20 protein-coding genes are annotated in these 25,159 nt (G+C 71.5%); 12 read left to right on the forward strand and 8 right to left on the reverse strand.

Annotated features, from left to right (window positions below; genetic code table 11):
• Positions 1-53 precede the first annotated feature (53 nt).
• On the forward strand, positions 54-1,466 hold the full coding sequence (locus HEP85_RS04200; RefSeq protein WP_369657585.1) for a PP2C family protein-serine/threonine phosphatase: 1,413 nt from the start codon (positions 54-56) through the stop codon (positions 1,464-1,466).
• A gap of 99 nt (positions 1,467-1,565) precedes the next feature.
• On the opposite strand, the gene HEP85_RS04205 is transcribed toward HEP85_RS04200, so the two are convergent.
• Positions 1,566-3,065 (reverse strand): hypothetical protein, encoded by a 1,500-nt coding sequence (locus tag HEP85_RS04205; RefSeq protein ID WP_168526304.1) that lies wholly within the window; start codon positions 3,063-3,065, stop codon positions 1,566-1,568.
• A gap of 232 nt (positions 3,066-3,297) precedes the next feature.
• Here HEP85_RS04205 and HEP85_RS04210 point away from each other — a divergent pair, with 232 nt between their 5' ends.
• The 3 genes from HEP85_RS04210 (at position 3,298) to HEP85_RS04220 (ending at position 8,114) form a co-directional block, all read left to right on the forward strand.
• Positions 3,298-4,437, forward strand: a complete 1,140-nt coding sequence (locus HEP85_RS04210; RefSeq protein ID WP_168526306.1) for an aminoglycoside phosphotransferase family protein — start codon at positions 3,298-3,300, stop codon at positions 4,435-4,437.
• Positions 4,438-4,933: 496 nt separating this feature from the next.
• Positions 4,934-6,913 (forward strand): N-acetylmuramoyl-L-alanine amidase, encoded by a 1,980-nt coding sequence (locus HEP85_RS04215; protein WP_168526308.1) that lies wholly within the window; start codon positions 4,934-4,936, stop codon positions 6,911-6,913.
• A 181-nt stretch (positions 6,914-7,094) separates the two neighbouring features.
• Entirely contained in the window at positions 7,095-8,114 is a 1,020-nt protein-coding gene (locus tag HEP85_RS04220) for an LLM class flavin-dependent oxidoreductase (RefSeq protein ID WP_168526310.1), read from the forward strand.
• Positions 8,115-8,150: 36 nt separating this feature from the next.
• Here the strand turns inward: HEP85_RS04220 and HEP85_RS04225 are convergent, their stop codons facing one another.
• Together HEP85_RS04225 and HEP85_RS04230 are read right to left on the reverse strand one after the other, a co-directional pair.
• Complete coding sequence (locus HEP85_RS04225; protein ID WP_168526312.1) at positions 8,151-8,648, reverse strand: hypothetical protein; 498 nt, start codon at positions 8,646-8,648, stop codon at positions 8,151-8,153.
• A gap of 58 nt (positions 8,649-8,706) precedes the next feature.
• The gene (locus tag HEP85_RS04230) at positions 8,707-11,598 is read right to left on the reverse strand and encodes an AAA family ATPase (protein ID WP_369657586.1); all 2,892 of its coding nucleotides are present in this window, start codon (positions 11,596-11,598) and stop codon (positions 8,707-8,709) included.
• A 486-nt stretch (positions 11,599-12,084) separates the two neighbouring features.
• On the opposite strand from HEP85_RS04230, the gene HEP85_RS04235 reads away from it, so the two are divergent.
• From HEP85_RS04235 to HEP85_RS04270, 8 genes are all read left to right on the forward strand, one after another.
• On the forward strand, positions 12,085-12,282 hold the full coding sequence (locus HEP85_RS04235; RefSeq protein ID WP_168533319.1) for a 4-oxalocrotonate tautomerase family protein: 198 nt from the start codon (positions 12,085-12,087) through the stop codon (positions 12,280-12,282).
• A gap of 146 nt (positions 12,283-12,428) precedes the next feature.
• Positions 12,429-13,712, forward strand: a complete 1,284-nt coding sequence (locus HEP85_RS04240; RefSeq protein WP_365219594.1) for a multidrug effflux MFS transporter — start codon at positions 12,429-12,431, stop codon at positions 13,710-13,712.
• A 182-nt stretch (positions 13,713-13,894) separates the two neighbouring features.
• Positions 13,895-14,797, forward strand: coding sequence for a LysR family transcriptional regulator (locus HEP85_RS04245; RefSeq protein ID WP_168526314.1), 903 nt, complete (start codon positions 13,895-13,897; stop codon positions 14,795-14,797).
• Positions 14,798-15,094: 297 nt separating this feature from the next.
• Positions 15,095-16,027, forward strand: coding sequence for a 3-hydroxy-3-methylglutaryl-CoA lyase (locus tag HEP85_RS04250; RefSeq protein ID WP_168526316.1), 933 nt, complete (start codon positions 15,095-15,097; stop codon positions 16,025-16,027).
• The gene (locus tag HEP85_RS04255) at positions 16,024-16,875 is read left to right on the forward strand and encodes an alpha/beta hydrolase (RefSeq protein WP_168526318.1); all 852 of its coding nucleotides are present in this window, start codon (positions 16,024-16,026) and stop codon (positions 16,873-16,875) included. Before HEP85_RS04250 ends, HEP85_RS04255 begins: the two co-directional genes overlap by 4 nt.
• Positions 16,872-19,091 carry an isocitrate/isopropylmalate family dehydrogenase gene (locus HEP85_RS04260; protein WP_168526320.1) on the forward strand — a complete coding sequence of 740 codons (2,220 nt, stop codon included), beginning with the start codon at positions 16,872-16,874 and terminating at the stop codon, positions 19,089-19,091. Before HEP85_RS04255 ends, HEP85_RS04260 begins: the two co-directional genes overlap by 4 nt.
• Positions 19,088-19,786, forward strand: coding sequence for an RraA family protein (locus HEP85_RS04265; protein ID WP_168526322.1), 699 nt, complete (start codon positions 19,088-19,090; stop codon positions 19,784-19,786). The genes HEP85_RS04260 and HEP85_RS04265 overlap by 4 nt, the downstream gene beginning before the upstream one ends.
• Entirely contained in the window at positions 19,773-20,663 is an 891-nt protein-coding gene (locus HEP85_RS04270) for a DUF6282 family protein (RefSeq protein ID WP_168526324.1), read from the forward strand. The genes HEP85_RS04265 and HEP85_RS04270 overlap by 14 nt, the downstream gene beginning before the upstream one ends.
• Positions 20,664-20,814: 151 nt before the next feature.
• Here HEP85_RS04270 and HEP85_RS04275 read toward each other — a convergent pair whose 3' ends face one another.
• The 5 genes from HEP85_RS04275 to HEP85_RS04295 form a co-directional block, all read right to left on the reverse strand.
• Positions 20,815-21,057, reverse strand: a complete 243-nt coding sequence (locus HEP85_RS04275; protein WP_168526326.1) for a DUF397 domain-containing protein — start codon at positions 21,055-21,057, stop codon at positions 20,815-20,817.
• Between the two features lie 83 nt (positions 21,058-21,140).
• Positions 21,141-22,307, reverse strand: coding sequence for a thiolase domain-containing protein (locus tag HEP85_RS04280; RefSeq protein WP_168526328.1), 1,167 nt, complete (start codon positions 22,305-22,307; stop codon positions 21,141-21,143).
• On the reverse strand, positions 22,304-23,359 hold the full coding sequence (locus HEP85_RS04285) for a thiolase domain-containing protein (RefSeq protein ID WP_168526331.1): 1,056 nt from the start codon (positions 23,357-23,359) through the stop codon (positions 22,304-22,306). Before HEP85_RS04285 ends, HEP85_RS04280 begins: the two co-directional genes overlap by 4 nt.
• A complete protein-coding gene (locus HEP85_RS04290; protein ID WP_365768467.1) occupies positions 23,360-24,301 on the reverse strand; it encodes an OB-fold domain-containing protein in 942 nt (313 codons plus the stop codon). It abuts the gene before it with no gap.
• Positions 24,302-24,351: 50 nt separating this feature from the next.
• Positions 24,352-25,152 carry a crotonase/enoyl-CoA hydratase family protein gene (locus HEP85_RS04295; RefSeq protein WP_168526335.1) on the reverse strand — a complete coding sequence of 267 codons (801 nt, stop codon included), beginning with the start codon at positions 25,150-25,152 and terminating at the stop codon, positions 24,352-24,354.
• Positions 25,153-25,159 lie beyond the last annotated feature (7 nt).

Genomic DNA, 25,159 nt, shown 5'->3' on the forward strand with positions numbered 1-25,159 from the left:
TAACGGTCCTTCCGTCCAGCTCTGGTCGTACCGTCCCCTCATCGGAGTGCGTCATGCCGCCCCACCTCTCCGCGGACCGCCCCGCCGCGCAGCCGCCCCGGCGCGGCGCGGTCGATGCGCTGATCTCGCAGACGCGGCAACTGCGCGGCGAGATGGACGCCGTACGACGTGACGCACCCGTCGACGGCGCGGACGCCCAGGGACGCTGGCAGCGCGCACTGTGCGATCTCGCGATGCACCAGCTCAACGACCTGGACCAGCACCTGGCGCAACTGCGGGACGGGCCCCCGCCGTACCCCCGTGGAACCAGCCCCGCGCCCGCCGCACCCGGCGAGGGGTCCCTGCTCAGCCGGGTCGGCAGCGCCGAGTGGAACCTGCTGACGGACGAGGCCAGTTGGTCCGGGGAGCTCTACCAGATCCTGGGCCGCGACCCCGGCGCACCCCCGCTCACCCTCGACGAGCTGCCGTCGCTGGTGCTCGACGAGGACCGGCCGATGCTGACGGCGATGGTCACCGACTGCCTCATCGACGCGAAGCCGATCGACGGAGAGTTCCGCGTCGTGCGCCCGGACGGCGGAGTGCGGACCGTGCACATCATGGGTGAGCCCGTGCTCGACACCGACGGCAGTACCGCCGCGATGTGGGCGGTGCTGCGCGATGTCAGCGAACTGCGGCGCAGCCAGCGGACGGTGAGCGAGACACGCGACTCGCTGCGGCACGACCGAAACTTCGCACAGAACGAGCACCGGCTCGCGGTCGAGCTGCAGGAGGCCGTCCTGCCGCCTTGGCACGGCAGCCTGCGGTCCACCCGGCGGGGCCGGGAGGCACTGGACCTGGCCGCCCACTATCTCCCCTCTTCGGCCACCGCCCTCATGGGCGGCGACTGGTACGACGCCCTGGAACTGCCGGACGGCGAGACCCTGTTGAGCGTCGGAGACCTGACCGGACATGGCGTCACCGTCGCCTCCGGCATGGCGATGCTGCTGGGCGCCCTGCGCGGCATGGCCATGGCGGGCACCCAGCCGGGTCAACTCCTCTCCTGGCTGAACCGATTGGTGGACGCCTCGGTGCAGCCGGTTCTCGGCAGCGCCGTCTGCTGCCGCTACCGGCCCGGGACCCGCACCCTCACCTGGGCGCAGGCGGGACACCCCGCCCCCCTGCTGTTCCGCAACGGGACAGGGCGCATCCTCACGCCACCGCACGGCGTGCTGCTGGGCGCGACCTCGGGTGCCGCCTACGGGCAGGCCGAAGAGACCCTGGAGGACGGCGACCTGCTGCTCCTGCACACCGACGGACTGGTCCCTCGGTGTCACGGAGCGGCGGCCGTCCAGAGGCTGCTCGACCTGGCCCCGCGCTTCGACGGAGCCCGCACGGCCCAGGACTGCGTACGGATGGTTGTCGAGGAGTTCGGCGAGACCCGACGCGAGGACGACGCCTGCGTGCTCGTCGCCAGGGTCGGCGGCTGAGCGGTCGGCTGGACAGTCGGCTTGGCGGTCGGTCGGCCACGCCGAACACCGGGCTCGGCCCACGGGGGCGTCCCACCGGGTCTCCTCGCACAGGTGGCTTCAGACCTGTGCGTCTCCCCCGCGCCTCGGCTTCAGGACCGGCTTGGGAAGGGCGAGTTGGATCTCCTCACGCAGTTCGTGGATCTTCGGGTAGCCGGAGTACTGGCCGGTGAGCCGGTACATCTCGCGCAGCCGGTCCCAGGTGCGGTGGGAGGAGTTCGCCCCCATCGACACCAGCGCCAGCCGGGCATAGCGGTCCGCCTGTTCGGGATCGTCGGCGATGAAGCACGCCGAGGCCAGTGACAGCCAGTCGAAGATCTGCGACCGCTGCCGTCCGTTCTCCCGCAGATGCAGTGCCTCCTTGGCGTGGCGCTGCGCCGTGGCCGCCGCGGCCGCGTCGTGCTCCGCGAGCGTCCGGTAGGCCAGGGCCTGCATGCCGTGCATGTCCGCCTCGTCGAACATCTGCATCCAGCTCGGCGGCGGTACGTCACCCCGGTCGGAGACGAAGAGGTCCTCCGCCTCGCCCAGGGTGCGCCGCATGGCCTGCCCCTTGCCCATCGACGCCTGTGCCCAGGCCTCGATGGTGTAGAGCATGGCCCGGGTGCGCGGCAGCATCTGCGAACCCGAGCCCGACTTGGCGAGCTTCATCAGGTCCAGGGCGTCGTCCGGCCGGCCCAGGTGCACCATCTGGCGCGCGGCGCGGGAGAGCGCCTCCCCGGCACGGGGCCGGTCACCGCCTTCCCTGGCCGCGTGGGCGGCGATGATGAAGTACTTCTGAGCCGTGGGCTCCAGGCCGACGTCGTGCGACATCCAGCCCGCGAGGACGGCGAGATTGGCGGCGACGCCCCACAGGCGCCGCTGCAGATGGTCGGGATGCCGGTAGGAGAGGATGCCTCCCACCTCGTTGAGCTGGCCCACCACGGCCTTGCGTTGCAGCCCGCCGCCGCGGGCCGCGTCCCAGGCCCGGAACACCTCGACCGAGCGCTCCAGTTCCTCGATCTCCTGCGACCCGATGGGGGCGGCCTCGTAGCGGTCGAACCCGGCGGGGTCGGCGTGCAGGGGATTGTCGTGGTCAGGTGCGTCGGCCACCAGGGCCGGATCGGTGTGCAGCCACTCGTGCATGGCACTGCTGAGTGCGGATCCCGCGGCGAGCGCGGCACCCGCGCCCACCAAGCCGCGTCGGTTGAGCATGAGGTCCATTCCCGTGAATTCGGTGAGGACCGCAGCAGTCCGCTCGGGCGCCCACGGCACTCCGTCGGGATGTTCCACATTCCCGCCGCCCGGCCGTTTCCCCACACGCCCGTGCCGGACCAGACCGAGGTCCTCGATGGTCACGACACGGCCGAGACGCTCGGTGAACAGAGCCGCCAGCACTCGGGGAACCGGATCGCGCGGAATCTCTCCCACGTCGATCCAGCGCCGCACCCGAGAGGTGTCGGTCGCCAGCTGGGGGTGGCCCATGGCCGCCGCCTGCCTGTTGACCAGCCTCGCGAGTTCGCCCTTGGACCAGCCGGCCAGGCCGAACAGGTCCGACAGACGAGCGTTGGGTTGTCCGTTCACATCAAGCCCCCAGGTTCTCGGCTGAGTTGACAGTAACCCTCTGTCAGTTGCTGAGCGACTATTCGCCAGGGTTCGCCAGGGTGCGCCAGATGGTGTGCCACTGGGCACCCGGTGTCAGGTAGGAATGCGCCACCCCGACCCGGTTGCCAGGGACATTCCCCCAGGGTGTTCCCGGGCGGCCGGGACGGGCGGCGCGGCAACTTGCAGGCACACGAAGGGATCTGTTTCGCCCATGTACACAGCATCGTCCTCCGTGTCCGCCCCGCCCCGGCCGCTGCATCCCCGTCCGGCGGGCAGCGGCCCCTACCTCGACCCCGCGCGACCGGCGGCCCCCGTGCTCGGAGCCGCCAGGACACGGCGCGTTCCGGGGATCGGCACCCAACCGCTCAGCGGGAGAATCGACTTGTCCGGCCCTCAGGGCGCGCAGCTGCGCACGGCGATCGCGTCGGTGCACCGGATCTGTCCCGAGTTCGCCCCGGTCCAGGTCCTGCGCCGCAGCGGGCGCTCCGTGCTCCTGGTCGGTACGACCGGGCGCAGTACGGCCGTCGCCAAGTGCTTACTGGACCACTCCCCCATCTGGGCCGAGCGGGTCAGGCACGAAATAGCGGCATACCGGTCGTTCGTGCGGCACCGGCCTCCGGTCCGGGTGCCCCGGCTGATCGCGGCAGACCCGGACAACTGCACTCTGGTGATCGAGCGGATGCCGGGCAGGGTGGCCGCGCTCCAGCGGCACCCGGCCGAGGCTCCGCCCCGCGCCGACATCCGCGCGGCGCTCGGCGCGGTCTGCCGGCTGAACGCGTGGCGGCCCCCGGCGGGGACGTTCGACGCCCCGCTGGACTACGCGGAGCGGATCTCCCGCTTCCATGAGCTGGGTCTGCTCACGGACCGGGACATGGGCGATCTGCAGAAGCTGCTGCACGGCATCGCCCACTCGTCCGGCCGTCAGGGCATGGGCCAGTTCTGTCACGGGGACGCGCTGCTGTCGAACATCCTGCTCTCACCGGCCGGTCCAGTGCTGGTGGACTGGGAGCACGCGGGCTGGTACCTGCCGGGCTACGACCTGGCGACCCTGTGGGCGGTCCTCGGTGACGCTCCCGTGGCGCGCCGTCAGATCAGTCAGCTCGCGCAGTCCGCGGGACCGGCGGCACGTGACGCCTTCCTGGTGAACCTGATGCTCGTACTGACCCGTGAGATCCGTACCTACGAGACAGCGGTGCAGCGCTCGATGCACGACGCGGCCCCGGCGACACCGGGACCGGCCCACCCGGGCACCGTGCCGTCCGGCGAGGAACAACGGCTGCTGCTGCGACGGCTGCACGACGACTGCCAGATGGCCCGCCGGGCCGTACGGGCGGCGGTCGGCACTCGCTGAGGGGCGGCGGCCGGGGAGGGGCCGAGAGGGGGACGAAGGTCCGCGGTGCGCCAGGGTCATCGGCGCGCCGCGGGCCTTCGCCGTGGACACCGAACTCCCCGTACACCGTCAGGACGCGATCGGGCGAGACTCCTGCACCGCCGGGGCGCGCACGGGAGGGACCCGTACACCGGCGGAACGCGCACCGGAGAGACCTGTGCACCGCCGTGACGCGCACGGGAGGGACCCGTGCGTGGCTGCCGTACGGCCGCCATGTCACCCGCGTCCGAACCGGCCCACGCGTTTGCGTCGAAATCTTCACCCGATCGAGCCACTGGTCCACTCCACTGACGCCTCGCAGGCCCCCGTGCCGCCGCCACGAAAACCCTTTGGTCCCGCGCTGACATGGGAAATCAGCTGTTCCTGGGCATGATTGACGGATCGTCGGAGACCCGATACGACTGACCTCGTTCGGCCCCGCACGCCCCACCGCGCCCGACCGTTCCAGGAGGCTGCATTGCGAGGATCTCTCATCGACCCCGAGGCCACCGCCGGGCACAGACGCGCGCGCAGAACCGCGGGCGCCCTCGTCTCGGCGGCACTGATGTTCCCGCTCCTCGGCGCGGCCCCGGCGGCCGGCGTCGACCAGACCTCCGCCGGGGGGCTGCAACGGGCCTTCACCGGCGCGGCCGCCGAGTACCACGTGCCGTTGAGCGTCCTCCTGGGCGTCTCCTATCTGCAGTCCCGCTGGGACGCGCACGCCGGTGCGCCCAGCGTCGGCGGCGGCTACGGCCCCATGCACCTCACCGACGCCCGGACGGCGATCGCCGGGGCACCCCACCACAGCGAGGGCACCGAGGACGCCCGCGGCGACAGCTCCCGCGCGCCCGTCGTCCCCACGACGAAGGTCCCGGAGAACTCCCAACTGCCCGCACGGCTGAAGACCTTGACGAGGGCGGCCGAACTCACCAGGCTGCCGGCCGAGCGCCTGCGCACGGACGCGGCCGCGAACGTCGAGGGCGGCGCCGCACTGCTGGCCGCCGCGCAGAAGGACCTCGGCGAACCGCTGAGCGAGAACGCGGCCGACTGGTACGCCGCGGTGGCACGCTTCTCCGGTGCGGACGACAGCGCGACCGCGGCGGCATACGCCAACGACGTCTACGGAGTGATCCGGGCGGGCGCCGAGCGCACCACGGACTCCGGCCAGCAGATCAAGCTCGCCGCCCAGCCCGCCATCGGCCCCGACACGGCGCAGCTGCGGCGGGCCGGGCTGCGGACGCTCTCCACCGCCGGCACGGAGTGCCCCACGACCGTGTCCTGCGAGTGGATCCCGGCTCCCTACTCGGAGTTCGGCGACGGCGACTACGGAAACCACGACCTCGGCAACCGGCCCTCGTCGCAGAGCATCAGGTACATCGTCATCCACGACACGGAGGGCGCCTGGGACGGCGTGCTCAACCTCGTCCAGGACCCGACCTACGTGTCGTGGAACTACACCCTGCGCTCGACCGACGGGCACATCGCCCAGCACGTGAAGGCCAAGGACGTGGCCTGGCACGCGGGCAACTGGTACGTCAACGCCAAGTCGATCGGCCTGGAGCACGAGGGCTTCCTCGCCTCGCCGGACGCCTGGTACACGGAGGAGATGTACCGGGCCTCGGCACGGCTGGTGCAGTACCTCGCGAAGAAGTACAACGTGCCCCTGGACCGGCAGCACATCCTGGGGCACGACAACGTTCCCGGTCCGACGACGTCCACGATCCCCGGGATGCACACGGACCCGGGTCCCTACTGGGACTGGGAGCACTACTTCGCGCTGCTCGACCACCCCCTGTACCACCGGACGAAGGCGGGCGGCGGCCTGGTCATGGTGCTGCCGGACTTCGCGTCGAACAAGCCGCAGTACACCGGATGCGTCACCAGCGGCCAGGCCTGCGCCGCCCACGGCTCCAGCGAGGTGCGCCTGCACACCCTGCCGTCCGACAGCTCACCGCTGATCAAGGACATCGGGCTGCGGCCGAACGGCGCCGACTCGACCATCGACGTCAACGACGTGGCCTCGCGTGTCTCCACCGGCCAGCAGTACGCGGTCGCCGACAGTGACGGGGACTGGACGGCGATCTGGTACCTGGGTCAGAAGGCCTGGTTCAAGAACCCCAAGGCCCACCCGACGGCGGTGAGCACGTCGGGGCAGGTCATCACGCCCAAGTCGGGTCTCACGGACATCCCGGTGTACGGACGTGCCTACCCGGAGAAGGGGGCGTACCCGGCGGGCATCCCCGTCCAGACGGTGTCCCCGCTGTCGTACAAGCTCCTCGCGGGGCAGAAGTACGTGGCCGGTGACAAGGTGCCGGGTGAGTACTTCTACTCGCCGACCTTCGACACGACGTCGCACAAGGTCGTGACCGGCAAGGACATGTACTACGAGATCCAGTTCGGGCACCGAGTCGAGTTCGTGAGGGCGGCGGATGTGGAGGTGACGCGCTCGCACTCCTAGCGGCGGCACACCCGACCGCCCCGGGGGCCGGATCCGCGTACTGCGGATCCGGCCCCCGCGCCGTCTCTCCGTCCGGCGGCGGAATTCCTCGCCATGACCGGCGTGTTGCTCTGATGATCGCCGGCCGTTCCGGTTGGGAACTGGCGTTCGACAGAGATGTCGTCAACGATGGAGGAGCCCCGTGCCACAGACCTCGACCCCCTTGCGGAAGCTGGGCTTCCTGACCATCGGGTTGTTCGACGAGGCCGACCCCCGGCGGGGCCACGAGTCGACGCTGGAGATCATCGCGCTGGGTGAGCGGCTGGGCTTCGACAGCGCGTGGGTGCGTCACCGGCATCTGCAGTACGGCATCTCCTCCCCCGTCGCCGTCCTGGCCGCGGCCTCGCAGCGCACCAGCCGGATCGAGCTCGGGACCGCGGTCATCCCGGTGGGCTGGGAGAACCCTCTGCGGCTGGCCGAGGACCTGGCGACCGTCGACCTGCTGTCAGGGGGCCGCCTGAATCCGGGTGTCAGCGTCGGGCCGCCGATGCATTTCGACCAGGTCAGGCACGCGCTCTATCCCGACACCGCGGAGGCGGAGGACTTCGGCTACAGCCGCGTGGAGCGGCTGCTGGACTTCGTGCGCGGCACTCCGGCCACCGACTTCAGCGGTGTCGAGGGCATCGAGGTCTTCTCCGACCGCGTCCAGCCGCAGGCGCCCGGCCTCGGCGACCGCATGTGGTACGGCGGCGGCAGCCTGCGGTCCGCGCGGTGGGCGGGAGAGCACGGCATGAACCTTCTGACCAGCAGTGTCGTCAAGGCGGAGGAGTCGGAGGACTTCGCCGAGGTGCAGCTGTCCCACATCCGGACCTTCCGTGCCCACCACCCCGACCGCGACCGGGCCCGCGTCTCGCAGGGCCTCGTCGTGATCCCCACGGACAGCGCCACGCCCGAGCAGCGCAAGAAGTACGAGGAGTACGCGCGGGGGCGCACACCGCGTACCGCGACGCCGCAGGGTCCGGCCCGGATGATGTTCGCGCCCGACCTGGTCGGCACCTCGGACGAGATCGCCGAACGTCTCTACGCCCACGCCGCGTTCCAGGAGGTCGACGAGGTGGCGTTCGCGCTGCCCTTCACCTTCGCGCACGAGGACTACGTCCAGATCCTCACGGACATGGCCCACAGGCTCGGCCCCGCACTGGGCTGGCGGCCGGCCGACTGAACGCGGTGGTCCGGCCCCGCTGCGGGAGCCGGCGGCTCAGCCCTGCTGGAAGAGCTCCGGCGGCAGCGGCTTGAGCAGCGCGTACAGGTCGTCGGTGATGGGACGGTCCCAGGCGGCGATGGTCACCAGCACGTTGTCACTGCGGTCGAACTGCACGCAGGAGATCCGGGTCTCGGAGAGCTTGAGACGGCGCACGATGAGGAGGTTGTCACCCTGCATCACCGGCATGTCCTCGACCCCGGTGACGGTGACCTCCTCGTCGTTCTCCAGCGCCAGGAGCAGCTGGGCCACCTCGAACGGGATCTCCGCCTCCTCGACCTCCCGGGCCGGCGAACCCTCGGGCATATTGCCGATGATCATCGCCGGGCCGCGCCCGCCGAAGAGGTCGTAGCGCAGGAAGACACCCTGACAGCTGCCGTCGGGAGCGGGCAGCAGGCCCGCGCCGAGATTGCCCGGCCAGTCGCCCGGATCCATGGCCAGAACGTCGAAGTCGGGACCGGCGGGCGTGGCGCTGCGGCGGCGGAGGAAGGACATGCCGCAATGGTACGTGTCCGGCCGCCGGCCGGGGCCCGGGGGCGCCTCCCGCGCGGGGCTAGGCGGGCGGCTGTTCGCCCAGCGCCGCCGCCAGTCCCGTACGGTCCGTGCCCACCTTCCGGTAGACCGCCGACAGGAGCCGGACGACGGACTGCTCGTCGGTGTGCAGTTCCCCGGCGACCTGGTCCGCGGTGCGGCCCCGGGCGGTGAGCACGGCCGCCGTGCGTTCCCGGGCGGTGAGCGTGTCCGTCTCGGTGCTGTGCAGTCTGCGTGGGCGCAGCCCGGCGGCCGCCAGCTCGTCACGGGCCTCTTCGACGAGCCCGTCCGCGCCGCACTGCACGGCCGCGTCGAGCCCTCGGTAGAGATGTTCGGCGGCTTCCTTGGGGCGGCCCGAGCGGCGCAGCTCGGTGCCCAGGGCGACCAGGGCGCACGCGAGTTCGTACGCGGCCGGGGAGCGTTCGAGGTGGCTCACGGACTCTTCGAGGAGTTTGACGCGGGTCGAGCCGGAGGAGACCTCGGCGGCGGCTCGCAGTGCCTGGCCGACGGCCGAGGGGGCACCGTACTGGCGGGCGCGCTGTACCGCTTCGAGCGCCGTGGCGACGGCGCGGTCCGGTGCGTCGTGGCTCTCGGCGCGGGCCAGGTGGAGCTGCCACGGGCACCAGGAGGGGTTGCGGATGCCGCGCGGGTCGAGGCGGCGGCCGGCCGCCGCCAGCTCGGCGGCCGCGTCCTTGGTGAGCCCGCGGGCGAGCAGCAGTTGGCCGTACACGATCTGGGCGTCGGGGAAGGTCACGGCGGCGGGGAAGGGCGCCCCGAACGCGTACTCCTCGGCGGTCCGCGCCGCCTCGGCGACCCGGCGGCGGGCCAGCAGGATCTCGACGAGGGTGGCGACCGCGTACCAGTGGACGGGGGTGCCGGGCCCGACGCGCTCGGCGAGCCGGAGGCCGGCGCGGACGAAGTCCTCGGCCTCGGCGAGCCGGCCGCGGCGGTAGCGGACGTACGCGAGGATCGTGTAGCCGAAGGAGAGGTGGGCGCCGTGCCAGCCCTGGCTCTCGAAGTCGGCGATGCCGGCGGCGAACAGTTCCTCGGTGCGGCCCGGGCGGTCCGCGTACATGAAGGTGAGGGCGACGAGGATGGGCACTTCGAAGCCGCGGTCGGCCTCGGCCCAGCCCAGGCCGCCGGCGAGGGCGCGCTCGGCGTGCTCCAGTGCGACGTGGGCGGGCTCGCCGCGCAGCGTGGCGTCCCAGGCGCGCAGGCCGATGACATACCGCTCGGTGAGGTCGCGGCCGGTCAGGCGGTCGGCGAGGCGGGTCAGCCGGCGCGAACGGGCGGGCGAGTCGGGCTCGTCGGCCCGGAAGGCGTCCCACATGAACTGCTCGGACTGCATGCGCAGCCTTACCCGGGCGTCCGCGGTCATCCGGCTCTCCCGGGCGAGCGTCTCGGAGGCCTCGGCGAGCCGGTCGCTGTGGGCGAGGACCTGGGAGAGCCGGTAGACGACGTTGTGGCGCAGCTCGGGGTCGGTGATGGGTTCCTCGAGGGCGGCCCGGAGGTGGTTGACGGTGGTCGCGGGTTCGGTGAGCAGGGAGGCGCAGCCCAGTTCGTACAGGACGGCCGCGCGCTCCTCGAAGGGCGGGGGTTCGCGCAGCGCGCGGGCGAGGTAGCGGCGGGCCGCGTCGGGGGCGCCGGCGCGCTGGGTCTCACGGGCGGCGGCGCGCAGTTGCTGGACGACCCAGACGTCGCCGTCGGGGTGGCTCTCCATGAGGTGGCGGGCGGCGGCTGAGGGGCCGAGTCCCTCGTTGATCACACACCACGCGGCCTGGCCGTGCAGGGCCACGCGGACGCCGCCGGGGATGGCGCGGTAGACGGCGGTGGCGACCAGTGGGTGCACGAACTCCAGGGTGTCGGCGCCGGTGAGGATCCGGGCGCCGCGCAGGGCGTCCGCCGCGTCGGCGGCCTCCTCGGATCCGAGTCCGGCGACGGCCGCGGCCAGGGGCGGGGGGATCTCCGTGCCGAGCACGGCACAGGCCCAGGCGAAGCGGACGGTGGAGGTGCCCAGGCGTTCGAGGCGGGCGATCAGGCCGCTGCCCTTGACGGCGGCGGCGAGGTCGCGCAGCAGGTGGGCGCCGGCCTCCGTCGGGACCAGCCCGCGGTCGCGCACCTTCGCGGTCAGTTCCACCGCCTCGAAGGGGTTGCCCGCCGTGACCGCCCAGCACTCCCGGCAGAACGCGTCGTCGGCCTGGGCGCCGAGGTCCTCGCGCACCAGCCGTGCGACGGCGGCGGCGCTGAGCGGTTCGAGGTCGACGGGCCGCTGGCCCGCGCGCCCCGGCAGGACCCTGAACGACTCGGCATGGTCCGGGAGTTCGTCGGGCCGGTAGCCGACGACGAGGAGCAGCGGGAGTTCCTCGGCGCGGGGTGCGAAGGCGGCGAGCCAGCTCAGCGACTCGGGGTCGGCCCAGTGCGCGTCGTCGAGGACGAGCACCATCGGGGCGCGCTGCACGGCGAGGTGGGTGAGGACCCAGTCGAGGCCGGCGCGCAGGCCCTGCTGGTCGGGCGGAGCACCCTCCGAGGCGGCGCACAGGCCGAGCGCGGGTCCGACGATGGCGTACCAACTGCCGAGCGAGGCGCGGAGCTCGGCCTCCGAGAATCCGGCGAGGTGCGGCTGCAGGAGCTGGCGGGCGACGTGGAAGGCGACGCGCTGCTCCTGCTCGCCGCCGCGTGCGGACAGTACGGTGCATCCCTTGGCGGCGGCGCGCCGCCGCACCTCGGCGAGGAGGGTCGTCTTGCCGATCCCGGCGCGTCCGGCGAAGGCGAGGAGCGCGCCGCGGGGCCGCTCGGGCGCTTCCGACCCGTCCCTGCGCAGACCGGTGAGCTCGCTCAACGCCTCCTCGACAGCGGCGAGTTCACTCTCCCGTTCGAAGAGAGTCCTTCTGCTGCGTACGCTGCGCTGTGCCATCCTCCACCCCCTGGCCACGGTGGTGCGTCCTGCGCGGGGAGCGGGTGCGCACCGTGACCTCCAGGCACCTCAGCGTACGCCGATAGCGCCTTCCAGGGAGCCCTTCCGGCCGCTGACGAGCGGATCTTTCGTCAATTCCGTGCGGCGGACGCGGACTTCCCTTCCCGTGGGGTTGACGGACCCCGCGCACGCCGTTCCGGCGGGCCGGCGAACACTTCGGCGAGCGGCATGTTCACGTGCCGACACGGGGACCTCTGATCCCCGCTTGATCGCCGTCCTCGATCACGGATCCCCCGTCCCCGAGGACGGCACGGGGTCCGGGCGTTTCGGCGATCCGGGACGCATCACGATTCGTGATCGGTGCCAGATCGGATTGCGTCTTGGACAGTCCCCGGCCCGGTGTTGGACTGGATCCGCGGCGGTTCCCCGGCCCTGAGGCCCGGGACCGTACGGCATCAGTTCAACCTCGATCCACCGGAGAAGACCATGCCTCTCATCCACGTGCAGCAGACCCCCGGCAAGACCGCCGAGCAGAAGGCCCAGCTGGTCCGTGACCTGACCGACGCGTATGTGCGGGCCACCGGCAGCAAGCCGGAGAGTGTGTGGGTGACGGTGCAGGAGATCGGTACCGACAGCTGGTCGATCGCCGGCGAGACGCTCGCGGCCCGAGCCGCCAGGCGCTGACCCCACGGACCCGCCGGACGTCCTCGGCAGGACGGCGCCCGGACTCCCCGATCGGGCCGGACGGCCGGGGCGGAGATCGCCCGGACGCCGGCCCCCTCCGGGCGGGTCCGCCCCCGGCCCACTCTTGACCAAGGAAGTCGTCCGTCATGAAGACCGCATCGACACGCACGCCCTACGCGCTCCTGCTCGCCGTTCTGTGCTCGTTGAACGCCGGTGGGCTGTTTGCCTCCGACATCAATCTGCCGGGTGTGCCGGCCACCGCGCACGCCTTTCACACCCCGGTCGCGTCCGTGCAATGGACGTTCAGCGCGTTCATGATCGGCATCGCGGTCTCCCAGGCGGTCTACGGGCCGGTTTCGGACGCGTACGGACGCAAGGGCGTCATCGTCTCCGGGCTCGGACTGTTCGTCGTGGCCTCGCTGGTGTGCGCGGTGGCGCCCACGGTCGAGGTGTTCGGCGCCGGCCGGCTCCTCCAGGCACTGGGCGCCGGGTCGGGCATGGTCCTCGGCCGGGCCGTGATCAGCGACCTGTACGAGGAGAGGGACGCGGCCCGGATGTTCGCCACGGTCATGCCGATCGTGGGTGTCTCCCCGTCCGTCGCTCCCCTGGTGGGCGGCTATCTGACCACGTACGTCTCCTGGCGCGCGGCGTTTGTGGTGACCGCCCTGCTCGGCCTGGTGACGCTGGTCGTGATGATCACCTCGATCCCCGAGAGCCTGCCGCCGGAGCGGCGCAGCAAGCACCTCGGCACCACGCTGAGGGGCTATCCGAAGCTGCTGACCCGTCCGCTGTTCTGGGCGTACACGATCAACCTGGCGGTGGCGTACGGCGGTTACTTCGGCTACCTGGCCGCCTCCCCGCTCGTCTTCGAGAAGATGGGCCTGGCCACCCAGACCACCAGTTACTGCTACATCACCGTCTCGATCGCGTACGTCGCGGGCAACCTGACCTCGCGCACCCTGGTCCGCGCGCGGCCTGTCGACCGACTGCTGTGGATGGGCCACGGATTCTTTCTCGCCGGTGCGCTGATGATGCTCGGTCTGGGGCTGAGCGGGGCCGGCCGGCCCTGGGGTCTGCTGGTCCTGGTGTTCATGCCGGTGATGACCTTCGGCAACGGCTTCCTGCTGCCGTTGTCGATGAGTGCGGGGGTGACGACTTTCCGCTCGACGGCGGGATCGGCGTCCGGCCTGATGGGCGCCCTCCAGTTGCTGGCCGCCTCACTGGGAATCTTCCTCTCCAGCCGACTGCCGGCGGGCGACCTCTCCGCCCTGGGCTGGTTCGTCGTGGCCGCCGCGGTTCTGGGAACGGTCGCCTTCGCTTTCTTCCTTTCCCTGGCGGCGCGGCGGCCCTCCACTCCGCAAAGGCATGACGGCGAATTCCGCGGCGCCGGTGCGGAGGCCGGTGATCTGCAGGGAGTTACCGCCGACTGAAGGTAATCAGGGCAGTGAATAAATACCTGCGCCGATGAATGAAACCGCACAACTGCGAGAGCGGGCCCGCCCGGTGGCGGGTGCCGTCGACCGGTGTGCGAGGATTCTCCCGCGGCGATCCCGCGAGCATGAATGTTTCACCGTTCAATAATAAGGATCGCCCTGATCGGTGGGGGGATCCCGTGGAACTGCGTCAGATTCAGTACTTCGTCACCGTTGCCGAGGAGCTGCATTTCGGCAGGGCGGCCGAGCGGCTGCACATCGGCCAGCCCGCGGTCAGCCAGCAGGTGCGCCGACTGGAGCGGGAGCTGGGCACCCAGCTCTTCGACCGTTCCGGTCGCACCGTGACCCTCACCCCGGCCGGCCACGCCCTGCTGCCCGAGGGCCGCGAACTACTGAAGGCGCGGGACTCCTTCGCCGCCACGGCGCAACGGCTCACCACGCGGAGCGCCGCCGCCTTCCGCGTCGGCATCAGCTCCGCCCTGGGGCCCCGGCTGGACGACTTCCTGGACGCGCTGCCCGACCGCGGCGCCGGCACCCGCTTCGAGTTCCAGACCCTCGACGCCCGCACGCGCCTGGAAGAAGTAGGTGCCGGACGGCTGGACGCGGCCTTCGTCCGCGGCCTCGAACACGCTCCTGGCCTGCGACTTCTCGGCCTCTGGCACGATCCGCTGCTGGTCGCGCTGCCCGCCGCGCACGCGCTGGCCGCACGCCACCGCCTGGAGCTGGCCGATCTGGCCGGGCTGCCCTTGCGCATCGCCTCCCGCGGGGAGAACGCGGTGCTCTTCGACACCGTCGTCGCCGCCTGCCGCGCAGCGGGTTTCGAGCCGACCTTCGGCCCGCCCTCCACCCGGCTCCAGGACACCCTCGCCGAGATCGGCGCGGGCGCGGCCGGCTGGACCCTGGTGTACCCGACAGCGGCCAACACGGTGTCCTCCCGCCGAATCTCCCTGCTTCCACTCATCGGGGATCCCCTCACCATCCGCATGTCGCTCGCCGTACGGGAAAACGCCGACCCGGTACGCCTGGAGTTGCTGACGGCAGCAAGTGCACGGGTTCGGCGGAAAGTCGCGGAGGAGAACTGAGTGAGCGGACATGGCGAACTCTTTACCCTCTCGTTGATCTTCACTTGAGGACATGCGATACGTTATGAACAGACGAACTTCCGGCTTACGCCTCGCCGATGTGCTTTCCGGCTGAAAAGTATGGGCAGTTGAACCGTGAAGTTCGCCAACGGGGTGATGTGATGTGGGATGCCGCTTGCGGAAAATCCCACCGGAATAACAGCGTGTTGAATCCCAGGCAATCCGTCGCGTCATGTCGCGACGGATTCACACGCGGCTGTCACCCCGCCAACTGCATGCGCCATACATGGAGGGGTAATGATCGTCAATCTTGATGTGACGCTGCGCGACGGGGGCTACCGCAACAACTTCGACTTCCCGCTGGACTACGCACTGCACCACGCACGTGAGAGCGTCGCCGCCGGCATGGAGTGGGTCGAGATCGGCTACCGCAACGGCTCGTTCAAACCCAAGCCAGGGATCGGCCGTACCGGCGTGGGCGCCGACGACTACATACGCGCGGTCGCCGAGGTCGTCTCCCCCGACCGTCTCTGCATGATCCTGCACCCGAAGAACATCACCGAGGACGACCTGCCGCGCATGTACGACGCCGGCGTCCGCCTCATCCGGTTCTGCCTGCCCTCCGGCGCGCCGGAGCACGGGCTCGCCCTGCTCTCCCAGGCCGGCGGTCTGGGCTTCACCACCACCGTCAACATCACCCGCGTCAGTCAGCTGGACCGGCGCCGACTGGTCGAACTCGCCGCGCTGTCCGGCGACGCCGGCGCCGACGTGGTCTATCTGGCCGACTCCAACGGCAGCATGCTGCCCCGCGAAGTGACCCAACTGGTCACCCTGGTCCGCTCGGTGACCGACGCGGCCATCGGTCTGCACGCACACAACAACCTCGGCCTGGCGCTGGCCAACGCCATCGCGGCCGTCGACGCGGGAGCCACCTGGATCGACTCCTCCATCCTGGGCATGGGCAAGGGTCCGGGCAACCTGGTGACCGAGCAGTGGCTGGCCTACCTCGGCCGGCGCGCCGACACCGACGCGTACGACCTCGGCCGGATCCTCAGCCTCGCCCACCGCATGGAGTCCCAAATCGCGGAAGCCACGCCCTCGCTGCCACTGCCCGACCTGGTCCTGGGGCACTTCGACCTCTCCGTCGAGGAACGCGCCAAGCTCCCCGTGGACCGGATCGGCGACGCGTTCTCGGCGGCCCGCGAACTGACCGCGGCGGGCGCCCGGTGACGTCGCGTCCCCCGGGGCCGGCGCTCACTGCCGCGCCGGCCCCGGCCCTCGCCGTGCTGGGCGACGCCGACGCACCGCGCCACGCGGTCGTTCTCTCGCCCGTCATGCCCCGCTGGGACCACGGCTCGTTCTTCCACCAGGTCGCCGAACCGCTGCTCACCTCAGGACACCGGATCACGGTCTACGACACCCTGTCCTTATTGCGCGACGGTGACGACCTCAAGGCCCTCGTGGACCGCTGGGGGCGCCACCTCGCACCGCACGCCGACGGTGCGTACGGTCCGTCCGCGGCCGTGGCCCCCGACCTGCTGGTCGGCAATGCCCTGGGCGGCGCCGTCGTCCAGGCCCTGCTCACGCACGAGTGGACCCATCACGCCAAAGTGCTGCTGCTTTCCGGCCCCACCGTCGCCGACGACGAGCTGGACACGAAACTGGAACGTATCGCCGCCGCCGTCCAAGCCCAGGGCCTTCCCTCGGCGCTGCGACTCCTCGAAGAGGCCGTCCGCGGCCCCGGCCGGCAACCCGGCGCCACCACCCTTCCGCGCACCGAGCCCGACGCCGGTCAACCCACCGATCCCGAAGAGGAGTTGGCAGGCCGACGGCTGTCCGCCGGCCTGCGGCTGCTGCACGCGGCCGATGTCCGCGACCCTGTACGGGACTTCCCGGGCGCCCTCCTGCACGTGTACGGCGAACGGTCCCTGCTCGTCCAGCGCAAGCACCTGGCCACCGGACCCCGCCCGCGGCACCACCTGACGGGCGTGCCGCAGGCCGGAATGCGCCCCCACGCCGACCGGCCCGCCCTCACCCGCGACACCATCACCCGCTTCCTGGGAGCTGAACACTCATGAACCGCAAGACCGTCGCAGTCCTGCCCGGCGACGGAATCGGACCGGAGGTCCTGGACGCCGCGCTGCCGGTGATCGAGACACTCGGCCTGCCCGTCGACCTCGAGTTCGGTGACATCGGCTGGGAGTACTGGCGGACCGAGGGCAACCCCGTCCCCGACCGCACCTGGGACCTGATCGGCCGCAGCGACGCCGTGCTGCTCGGCGCCACCACCAGCAAGCCACGCCGCGAGGCCCTCGCGGAGCTGGCTCCCGAACTGCGTGCGTCCGCCCCGCAGTACATCTCGCCCATCATCCAACTCCGGCAGCGTCTCGACCTGTTCGCCAATCTGCGACCGGTGGAGAACTACCTCGGCGGCGGCACCCCGTACCGCTTCTGCGTGGTCCGGGAGAACACCGAGGGCCTGTACGCGGGCCTGGACTGGAACCACGTACCGGACGAGATGTGGCCGCTGGTCGCCGACCACCCCAACGTCCGCCGCAGCGGCCGCCAGGGCGCCACGGCCAGCGTTCGGCTGCAGACCTCGCACGGCCTGGACCGCATCCTGCGCTTCGCCTTCGAGACCGCCCGCGGACACGGCCACGAACGGGTCACCCTCGCCGACAAGCCCAACGTCCTGCGGCACAGCAGCGCGTACGTCCTGGAACGGCTGGAGGCGATCGCCGCCGACTACCCGGAGATCCCCTTCGAGGTCCTCAACGTGGACGCGGTCGCCCTGTGGATGGCACGCCGCCCGGAGCGCTTCGGCGTGATCGTCGCCGAGAACATGTTCGGCGACATCCTCTCCGACCTCGGCGGCGGCGTGATGGGCGGACTCGGCCTGGCGCCCAGCGCCAACATCGGTGAGACCGGCAACTACTTCGAGCCGGTGCACGGCAGCGCCCCGGCGATGGCCGGACACGGGCGCGCCAATCCCGCCGCGGCGTTCCTCACCATCGGCCTGTTGCTGGAGCACCTCGGCTTCGAGCACGAGGCGCGTGGTGTCCGGGACGCCGTACGCCATGTCACCCGCCGGCGCGACCGGGTCACTTACGACCTGGGCGGCGGCGCCACCACCACCGAGGCGGCCCAGGCGGTCATGGACGCCTGCCGCGAGGTCCCGCACGCCCCGACCTCTGCCGTCGTCACCATCGGGGACGAGCTGCTCCGCGGTGATCTGGAGGACTCCAACGCCCGTGTCGCCTCGCGGATGCTCGCCGAGCGCGGCATCCCGGTCCGCGTCCGCCACACCATCGGCGACGACGAGGCCGGCATCGCCGACGCCATCCGTCCCTCCCTCGGCCGCGACGACGTGATCGTGGTGATGGGCGGGCTCGGCCCCACCTCGGACGACGTGACCCGCGGTGCCGTCGCCCGCGCGCTGGGACGCCCGCTCGAACACCGCGAGGAGGCGTGGCAGGGGGTCGTGGACCGCCTCACCCGATTCGGCGTCGCCATCCACGACGACAACCGCCGTCAGGCACTGTTCACCGAGGGCGCCGACCTGCTGCCCAACCTCAACGGTTCTGCCTGGGGCTGCCGGACCCAGGCGCAGGAAAGCACCGTGATCATGCTCCCCGGACCGCCGCGCGAATGCCTTCCGATGCTGGAGTCCGTGCTGCGCGACGGCCTCGCGCACCTCCCCGACCCCCCCGAGGTGACCGCCGTCTTCCGCCGCACGCTCGGCCTCATCGAAGCGGACGCGGCGGCCCTCGTCGACGAACTCGTACGGGACAGCGGTGTACCGGTCAAACCCGCGTACCGCTGGCACTACCCGTACGTCGACATCCGACTCGGCTGCCCGCCCGAATCCGCCGACGTCATGGGCAAGCGCCTGGACACGGCGCTCGCCGACCACATCGTCACCGACCGGGACCGCACCGCAGTCCAGGAGCTGGCGCTTCTGCTCGACGAGCGCGGCCTCGTCCCGGACATCGACGACCAGCTCACCGGGGGCGTCCTCGCGGCCGAACTGACCCGCGCGCACCGAAGCGGCGAAGGCTCGGCCTCACTCGGCGTCTCCCTCTCCGGCGTCTGGCACGGCGGGGACCGTACGACCTACACCGGAACGGTCGCCGTCACCTGCGTCGTCCGCGACGAGACCGGCGAGCGCGCCTACACGTCGACCGTCCCCCATCGCGGGGCCGAAGTCACCACCTACTTCACCGAGTTCGCGGCATGGTCCCTCACCCGGCACCTCATCGGCCGCTCCCACCCCCTCACGGAGGAATCCGCATGACCACCGCCGCTCCCGTGGGGACCGAAGCCCTGCGCGAACGCATGGCCGGGCTCGACACGGCCGCCCTCTCGGACGCCATGGACAGCCTGCGCACCCCGCCCGGCGTGCTGCCCGGCATCGCGGCGCGCACCCCCGGCAGCATCGCCTGCGGACCCGCCTTCACCGTCCGCTACCGCGCCGTCGACGACGACACCGGCTTTCGCAACGCCGCCGACTACATCGACGACGTGCCATCCGGTTCGGTCGTCGTCGTGGACAACGGCGGCAGCCTCATGTGCACCAACTGGGGTTCCCTCCTCAGTTCCGTCGCGCTGCACCGCGGCGTCCGCGGAACGGTCGTGCACGGCTCGGTACGCGATGTGAAGGAGAGCCGCACCGCCGGGTACCCGCTGTTCAGCACCGGTGTGACGATGGTCAGCGGCAAGAACCGGGTGGTGCTGGACCGTACCGGCGCCGAGGTCGACATCGCGGGTACGCCCGTCCGTCCGGGCGACTGGATCTTGGCCGACGACAACGGCGCGCTACGCATCCCGGCCGACCTCGTCGAGGAGGTCGTCCGCCGCGCCGAGGCCGTGGAGCGTACGGAGTCCCGTATCCGGGCGGCGGCGCTAGGCGGCGACAGGCTGGACGAGGCACGCGCCCGCTTCGGCTACGCCCGTCCGTGGGAGGACAAGGGCGACCATGACGACCACTGAGGTCACCGGGCGGCCCAGCCCCTCGGCCTTGCAGCACGCCGGCTTCGTCGACGTCCACTACCACGTAGGTCCGGACGCGTATCTGCGCCGCCACACCGCCGCCACCGCCGGTGCGCTCTACGCCGGGCACGGGGGTTGGGTCGTCCTCAAGAACCACCTCGGCTCGACCGCGGCCCAGGCATGGGAGGCCCGCCAACAGGGGTTGCCCGTCTCCGGCTCGATCGTCCTCAACGCCCTGGCGGGAGGATTCGACGCGCGGGCCGTGGAGCAGGCCGTCATCCAGCACGGCGAGGACAGCGGACTGCGCCTGATCGTCCATCTGCCCACGGTCACCGGCCGCACTCACCGCAGCCGGCTGACCCGCACCCCCTCCCATCCGCTCCTCGCCGGGGGCCTGCGCCCGCTCACCGTCGCCGACGACAGCCGGGTGCTGCGCACGGAGGTCCGCGAGATCCTGCGCGCCGCACGGGATCTGCCGGTGGTCGTCTCCACCGGCCACGCCGACGCCCACGAGGTGCGACTCCTGGTCGACGAGGCCGTACGGCTGGACCTGCCACGCCTGATGCTCAACCAGCCCGCCAATCCGATGACCGGGCTGACCTGCAAGGACCTCGTGGAGGTGGCCGCCGCTGAGCAGGTATGGACGGAGCAGACCGCGCTCACCCGGCTCCTCGACTACCAGGACCTGACCGACTTCGCCGACGTCCTGTCCCTCCTGCCGAGGGTCGTCTACAGCTCCGACCTCGGCCAGCCGTCCCAGATGGACATCGGGCCGTGGCTGGAGTGGAGCCGGTCGTCCTTCCGCCAGGCCGAGTTGACTCCTGAACGGATCGTGGAGATCACCCGCACCGAACCCCTGAAGATGCTGAGCCTGTGACCGCGCTCCCGGTCCTGCCGGACGTACAGCCGGGAGGCCGGCCGTCTCCGGGTCCGGTGCCGCTCGGGCACCGGCCCGGGAACGGGTCACCGCTCGCGATTCCTTCTCCTCGTGCGAGGCGTCGGGTCGGGTCAGGTCAGGTCAGGTCAGGTCAGGTCAGGTCGAACTCGCCCTCGCGGGCACCCGACACGAACGCGCCCCACTCGGCGGGCGTGAAGATCAAAGAAGGGCTCTCGGCGCGGCCGCTGTTGCGCATCGCGATGAAGCCCTCGACAAAGGCGATCTGGACGTCACCTCGCCCCCGGCTGCTGGACTGCCATTCCGCCTTGCTCAGGTCCAGCTCAGGCTTGTCCCAGCCCGCGAGCGGGTGTTGCTCGATGGTGCTCTCGGCCACGTCCGTGCTCCTCCCGGTTCGTCGTCCGCCGCCAGCCTAGCGATCGGTTCCGGTGGCGGACAGGCCACGTGAGGGGGACGGTTTCAGGAGCTGGGCGGTTCGGACCCGACCAGCCACATCGAGAAGAACTGGGAGCCGCCTCCGTAGGCGTGCCCCAGTACCCTGCGGGCCCCTTCCACCTGGTGTTCTCCCGCCTGTCCGCGTACCTGGAGCGCCGCTTCCGCGAAGCGGATCATCCCGGAGGCGCCGATCGGATTGGTGGAGAGTACGCCGCCCGACATGTTGACGGGCAGGTCCCCGTCGAGCTCGGTCACCCCGGATTCGGTGAGTTTCCAGCCCTCGCCCTCGTCGGCGAAGCCGAGGTTCTCCAGCCACATGGGTTCGTACCAGGAGAAAGGTACGTACATTTCCACGGCGTCGATGTCCCGGCGCGGGTCCGCGATGCCGGCCTGCCGGTAGACGTCGGCCGCGCAGTCCTTGCCCGCCCGCGGGGACACGCAGTCCTTGCCGGCGAACAGGGTGGGCTCGCTGCGCATCGCGCCGCCGTGCAGCCACGCGGGCGGACGGGGTGAACGGGCCGCTCCGGCGCGGTCGGTGAGGATCATGGCGCAGGCGCCGTCCGAGGACGGGCAGGTCTCCGAGTAGCGGATCGGGTCCCAGAGCATCGGGGAGGCCTGGACCTTCTCCAGGGTGATGTCGTGTTCGTGGAGGTGCGCGTAGGGGTTCTTGAGCGCGTTGCGGCGGTCCTTGTAGGCGACCAGGGAGCCGACGGTGTCGGGCGCACCCGTACGCCGCATGTACGCGCGTACGTGCGGTGCGAAGAATCCGCCCGCCCCGGCCAGCAGCGGCTGCTGGAAGGGGATCGGCAGGGACAGGCCCCACATGGCGTTCGACTCGGACTGCTTCTCGTAGGCCAGGGTCAGGACGGTGCCGTGGACGCGGCCGGCGACGAGGTTGGTGGCGACCAGCGCGGTCGAGCCGCCGACGGAGCCCGCCGTGTGCACGCGCAGCATCGGTTTGCCGACGGCGCCGAGCGCGTCGGCGAGGTACAGCTCCGGCATCATGACGCCCTCGAAGAAGTCCGGCGCCTTGCCGATGACGACGGCGTCGACGTCGGACCACGTCAGCTCCGCGTCCTCCAGGGCCCGCCGGGCCGCCTCGCGGACCAGGCCGGCGATCGACACGTCCCGCCGGGCCGCCACGTGCTTGGTCTGGCCGACGCCTACGACGGCCACGGGCTCCTTGCTCATCGCGGATCCCCTTCGAGTACGGCGACCAGGTTCTGTTGCAGGCAGGGCCCCGAGGTGGCGTGGGCGAGCGCCCGGTCGGAGGTGCCCCGGTGGATGCGCGCGGCGGCCTCTCCGACGCGGACGAGCCCGGCGACCATGACCGGGTTGGCCGCGAGCGCTCCGCCGGAGGGGTTGACGTCCACGTCGTCGGCGAGCCGCAGCGACTTGCGCAGGACGACCTCCTGCGAGGTGAAGGGGGCGTGCAGTTCCGCCGTGTCGACGGGCCGTTCGAAGGCCCCGGCGCGCTCGGCGGCGAGGCGGGTGGACGGTGAGTCCGTCAGGTCGCGCACGCCGAGACTGTGGGCCTCGATGCGGTGGTCGATGCCACGGATCCAGGCGGGCCGCTCGCACAGCTCGCGGGCCCGCTCGCCCGCCGCGAGGATCACCGCGGCGGCGCCGTCCCCGACCGGCGGGCAGTCTCCGGTCCGCAGCGGACGTACGACGTAGTCGCCCTGGTCCACCGAACCCCGGAGCTGTGCGTGGGGGTTGGCGGCCGCCGAGGTACGGCTGCGGGACGCGACAGCGGCGAGCGCGGGTTCGTCGGTGTCGCCCGCGTCGATGAGCGCCCGCGCCTGGAGTGCGGCGAGCGCGACCGAGTCGGGCCACAGCGGCGCGACGTAGTACGGGTCGAGCTGCCGGGTCAGGACGTCCCGTACGGAGCCGGGCGACGACTTCCCGTACGCGTACACGAGCGCGGTGTCGGCGTCACCGGTCAGGAGCTTCGTCCAGGCCTCGTACAGCGCCCACGCCCCGTCCATCTCGACGTGCGACTCGGAGATCGGCGGCCAGGCGCCCACCCCGTCGAGCGCCATGGTGAACGAGAAGGCGCGGCCGGCGAGGTAGTCCGTCGAGCCGGAGCAGGTGAAGTCGATGTCGCTGGTCTTCAGGCCGGTCCGGTCCAGGACCTCGTGCAGGACCGGCATGAGCATCTCCACCTCGGAGAGTTCGTCGCTGGTGCGCCGGTGGTCGGTCTGCCCGAAGGCGACCACGGCGACGTCCCTGGTGGGCCGCATCTACAACAGCTCCTTGTACGTCTCGTAGTCCGCGTCGGGTTCGCCGGCCGGCCGGTAGTGGTCCGGGTGACGGCTGTCCCGTGTCCACACCGGCTCCACCCGCAGCCCCATCCGTACCTGGTCGTAGGGGATGCCGCCGATCCGGCCGTGCAGCGCGAGGTCGGCGCCGTCGAGGGCGATGTGGGCGTAGACGTAGGGCACTTCGATGTCGAGGTTCCTGGCCTTGATGTTGACGATGCAGTACGTGGTGACCGTGCCGCGCGGTCCCACCTCGACCTGTTCCGCGGTGGCGACCCCGCAGGTGGGGCACGCGCCCCGGGGCGGGACGTACACCTTGCGGCACAGCGGGCAGCGCTCCCCCACGGTGCGCCGCTCGGAGAGGGCCTCGATGTAGGCGCTCTGGGCGCGGCCGGGTGAGTACACGTAGTCGAGGCGGGCGGGGGTGACGATGCCGGTCACCATGTCGGCGAACCGGCCGTCGTGAGCACCGGGTTCGTCCGGTTCGCCGTCGTAGGGTTCGAAACAGGCGATGTCCGTGACGGCCCCGGAGCGTTCGTGGGCCCAGCGCACGCGCACCCGCATGCCGGTGCGCACGGTGTCGGGGCCGGGAGCGTCGAGGGCGTGCAGCAGGGCGGTGTCGGCACCGTCGAGTCTGACCAGGACCCAGGCGAAGGGCGTGTCGAGGGGCTGGCCCCGGCGCGGGGCGTGGTTCCAGGCCCAGGTGGTGACGGTGCCGGTGGGGGCGACCTCGACGAGGTCGCGGAGCTCGTCGGCGGTGACGGGGTCGTACTCGACGGGCGGGACGAGCGTCCTGCCGTCGGTGGTCCGTACGCCGAGGACCACCCGCTCGCGCAGACCGGTGAGGAACGCGCTCTGGACGGGGCCGAGCGAGCGGGTGAAGGGGAACTCGACGACGAGGGGGGCTTTGAGGACTTCGGGCATCCCGGATGTCTCCTTCGGAGGTCAGGCGCGCCCGGGCGGGAGCTCGGGGGTCAGGCGCGCCGGTAGACGGGCGGGCGCTTCTCGGCGAAGGCCCGGGAACCCTCCTTGGCGTCGGCGGTGTCGAAGATCGGCCAACCGCGGGTGAGTTCGGCGGCGAGGCCCTCGGTCTCGGTCATCCCGGCGGTCTCGTACACGGACGCCTTGACGGCCTCGACGGCGAGCGGGCCGCAGGCGTTGACCCGCTCGGCGATCTCGAGGGCCTCGGCGAGCGCCGTTCCGTCCGGCACGACCCGGCCGACGAGACCGATGCGGGCGGCTTCCGCGGCCGGGTAGGAGCGCCCGGTCAGGAGCATCTCGAGGGCGTGCGTGCGCGGGATCTGGCGCGGCAGACGGACGGTGGAGCCGCCGATCGGGAACAGTCCGCGTCTGACCTCGAAGAGGCCGAAGAGCGCCGACTCGCCGGCGACCCGGATGTCGGTGCCCTGGAGGATCTCGGTACCGCCCGCGACGCAGGGTCCCTCGACGGCGGCGATCACCGGTTTGCGGGGGCGGTGGTGGCGCAGCATCGCCTTCCAGTGCAGATCCGGGTCGGCCTTCAGCCGGTCCCGGTACCGCTCGCCCTCCATGCCCTTTCCGGCCAGTGCCTTGAGGTCCATGCCGGCACAGAACGCGCCGCCCGCGCCGGTGAGCACGATCGAGCGGATCCCGTCGTCCGCGTCGGCCTCGGTCCAGCCGTCGTACAGGCCGACCAGCATCGGCAGCGAAAGCGCGTTCTTGGCCTCGGGCCTGTTGAGCGTGAGCACCAGCGTGGCGCCTTCGCGCCGCACGGTGAGGTGTTCCGTCCCACCCATTGCCGTC

The organism is Streptomyces sp. RPA4-2, from assembly GCF_012273515.2.
Lineage (GTDB): Bacteria > Actinomycetota > Actinomycetes > Streptomycetales > Streptomycetaceae > Streptomyces > Streptomyces kaempferi.

Bases quoted from the DNA above. Each gene is read 5' to 3' on its own strand.
- HEP85_RS04200 (WP_369657585.1), top strand. From the start codon at position 54: ATGCCGCCCCACCTCTCCGCGGACCGCCCCGCCGCGCAGCCGCCCCGG.
- HEP85_RS04210 (WP_168526306.1), top strand. From the start codon at position 3,298: ATGTACACAGCATCGTCCTCCGTGTCCGCCCCGCCCCGGCCGCTGCAT.
- HEP85_RS04225 (WP_168526312.1), bottom strand. From the start codon at position 8,648: ATGTCCTTCCTCCGCCGCCGCAGCGCCACGCCCGCCGGTCCCGACTTC.
- HEP85_RS04230 (WP_369657586.1), bottom strand. From the start codon at position 11,598: ATGGCACAGCGCAGCGTACGCAGCAGAAGGACTCTCTTCGAACGGGAG.
- HEP85_RS04235 (WP_168533319.1), top strand. From the start codon at position 12,085: ATGCCTCTCATCCACGTGCAGCAGACCCCCGGCAAGACCGCCGAGCAG.
- HEP85_RS04240 (WP_365219594.1), top strand. From the start codon at position 12,429: ATGAAGACCGCATCGACACGCACGCCCTACGCGCTCCTGCTCGCCGTT.
- HEP85_RS04250 (WP_168526316.1), top strand. From the start codon at position 15,095: ATGATCGTCAATCTTGATGTGACGCTGCGCGACGGGGGCTACCGCAAC.
- HEP85_RS04260 (WP_168526320.1), top strand. From the start codon at position 16,872: ATGAACCGCAAGACCGTCGCAGTCCTGCCCGGCGACGGAATCGGACCG.
- HEP85_RS04265 (WP_168526322.1), top strand. From the start codon at position 19,088: ATGACCACCGCCGCTCCCGTGGGGACCGAAGCCCTGCGCGAACGCATG.
- HEP85_RS04270 (WP_168526324.1), top strand. From the start codon at position 19,773: ATGACGACCACTGAGGTCACCGGGCGGCCCAGCCCCTCGGCCTTGCAG.
- HEP85_RS04280 (WP_168526328.1), bottom strand. From the start codon at position 22,307: ATGAGCAAGGAGCCCGTGGCCGTCGTAGGCGTCGGCCAGACCAAGCAC.
- HEP85_RS04285 (WP_168526331.1), bottom strand. From the start codon at position 23,359: ATGCGGCCCACCAGGGACGTCGCCGTGGTCGCCTTCGGGCAGACCGAC.
- HEP85_RS04290 (WP_365768467.1), bottom strand. From the start codon at position 24,301: ATGCCCGAAGTCCTCAAAGCCCCCCTCGTCGTCGAGTTCCCCTTCACC.
- HEP85_RS04295 (WP_168526335.1), bottom strand. From the start codon at position 25,152: ATGGGTGGGACGGAACACCTCACCGTGCGGCGCGAAGGCGCCACGCTG.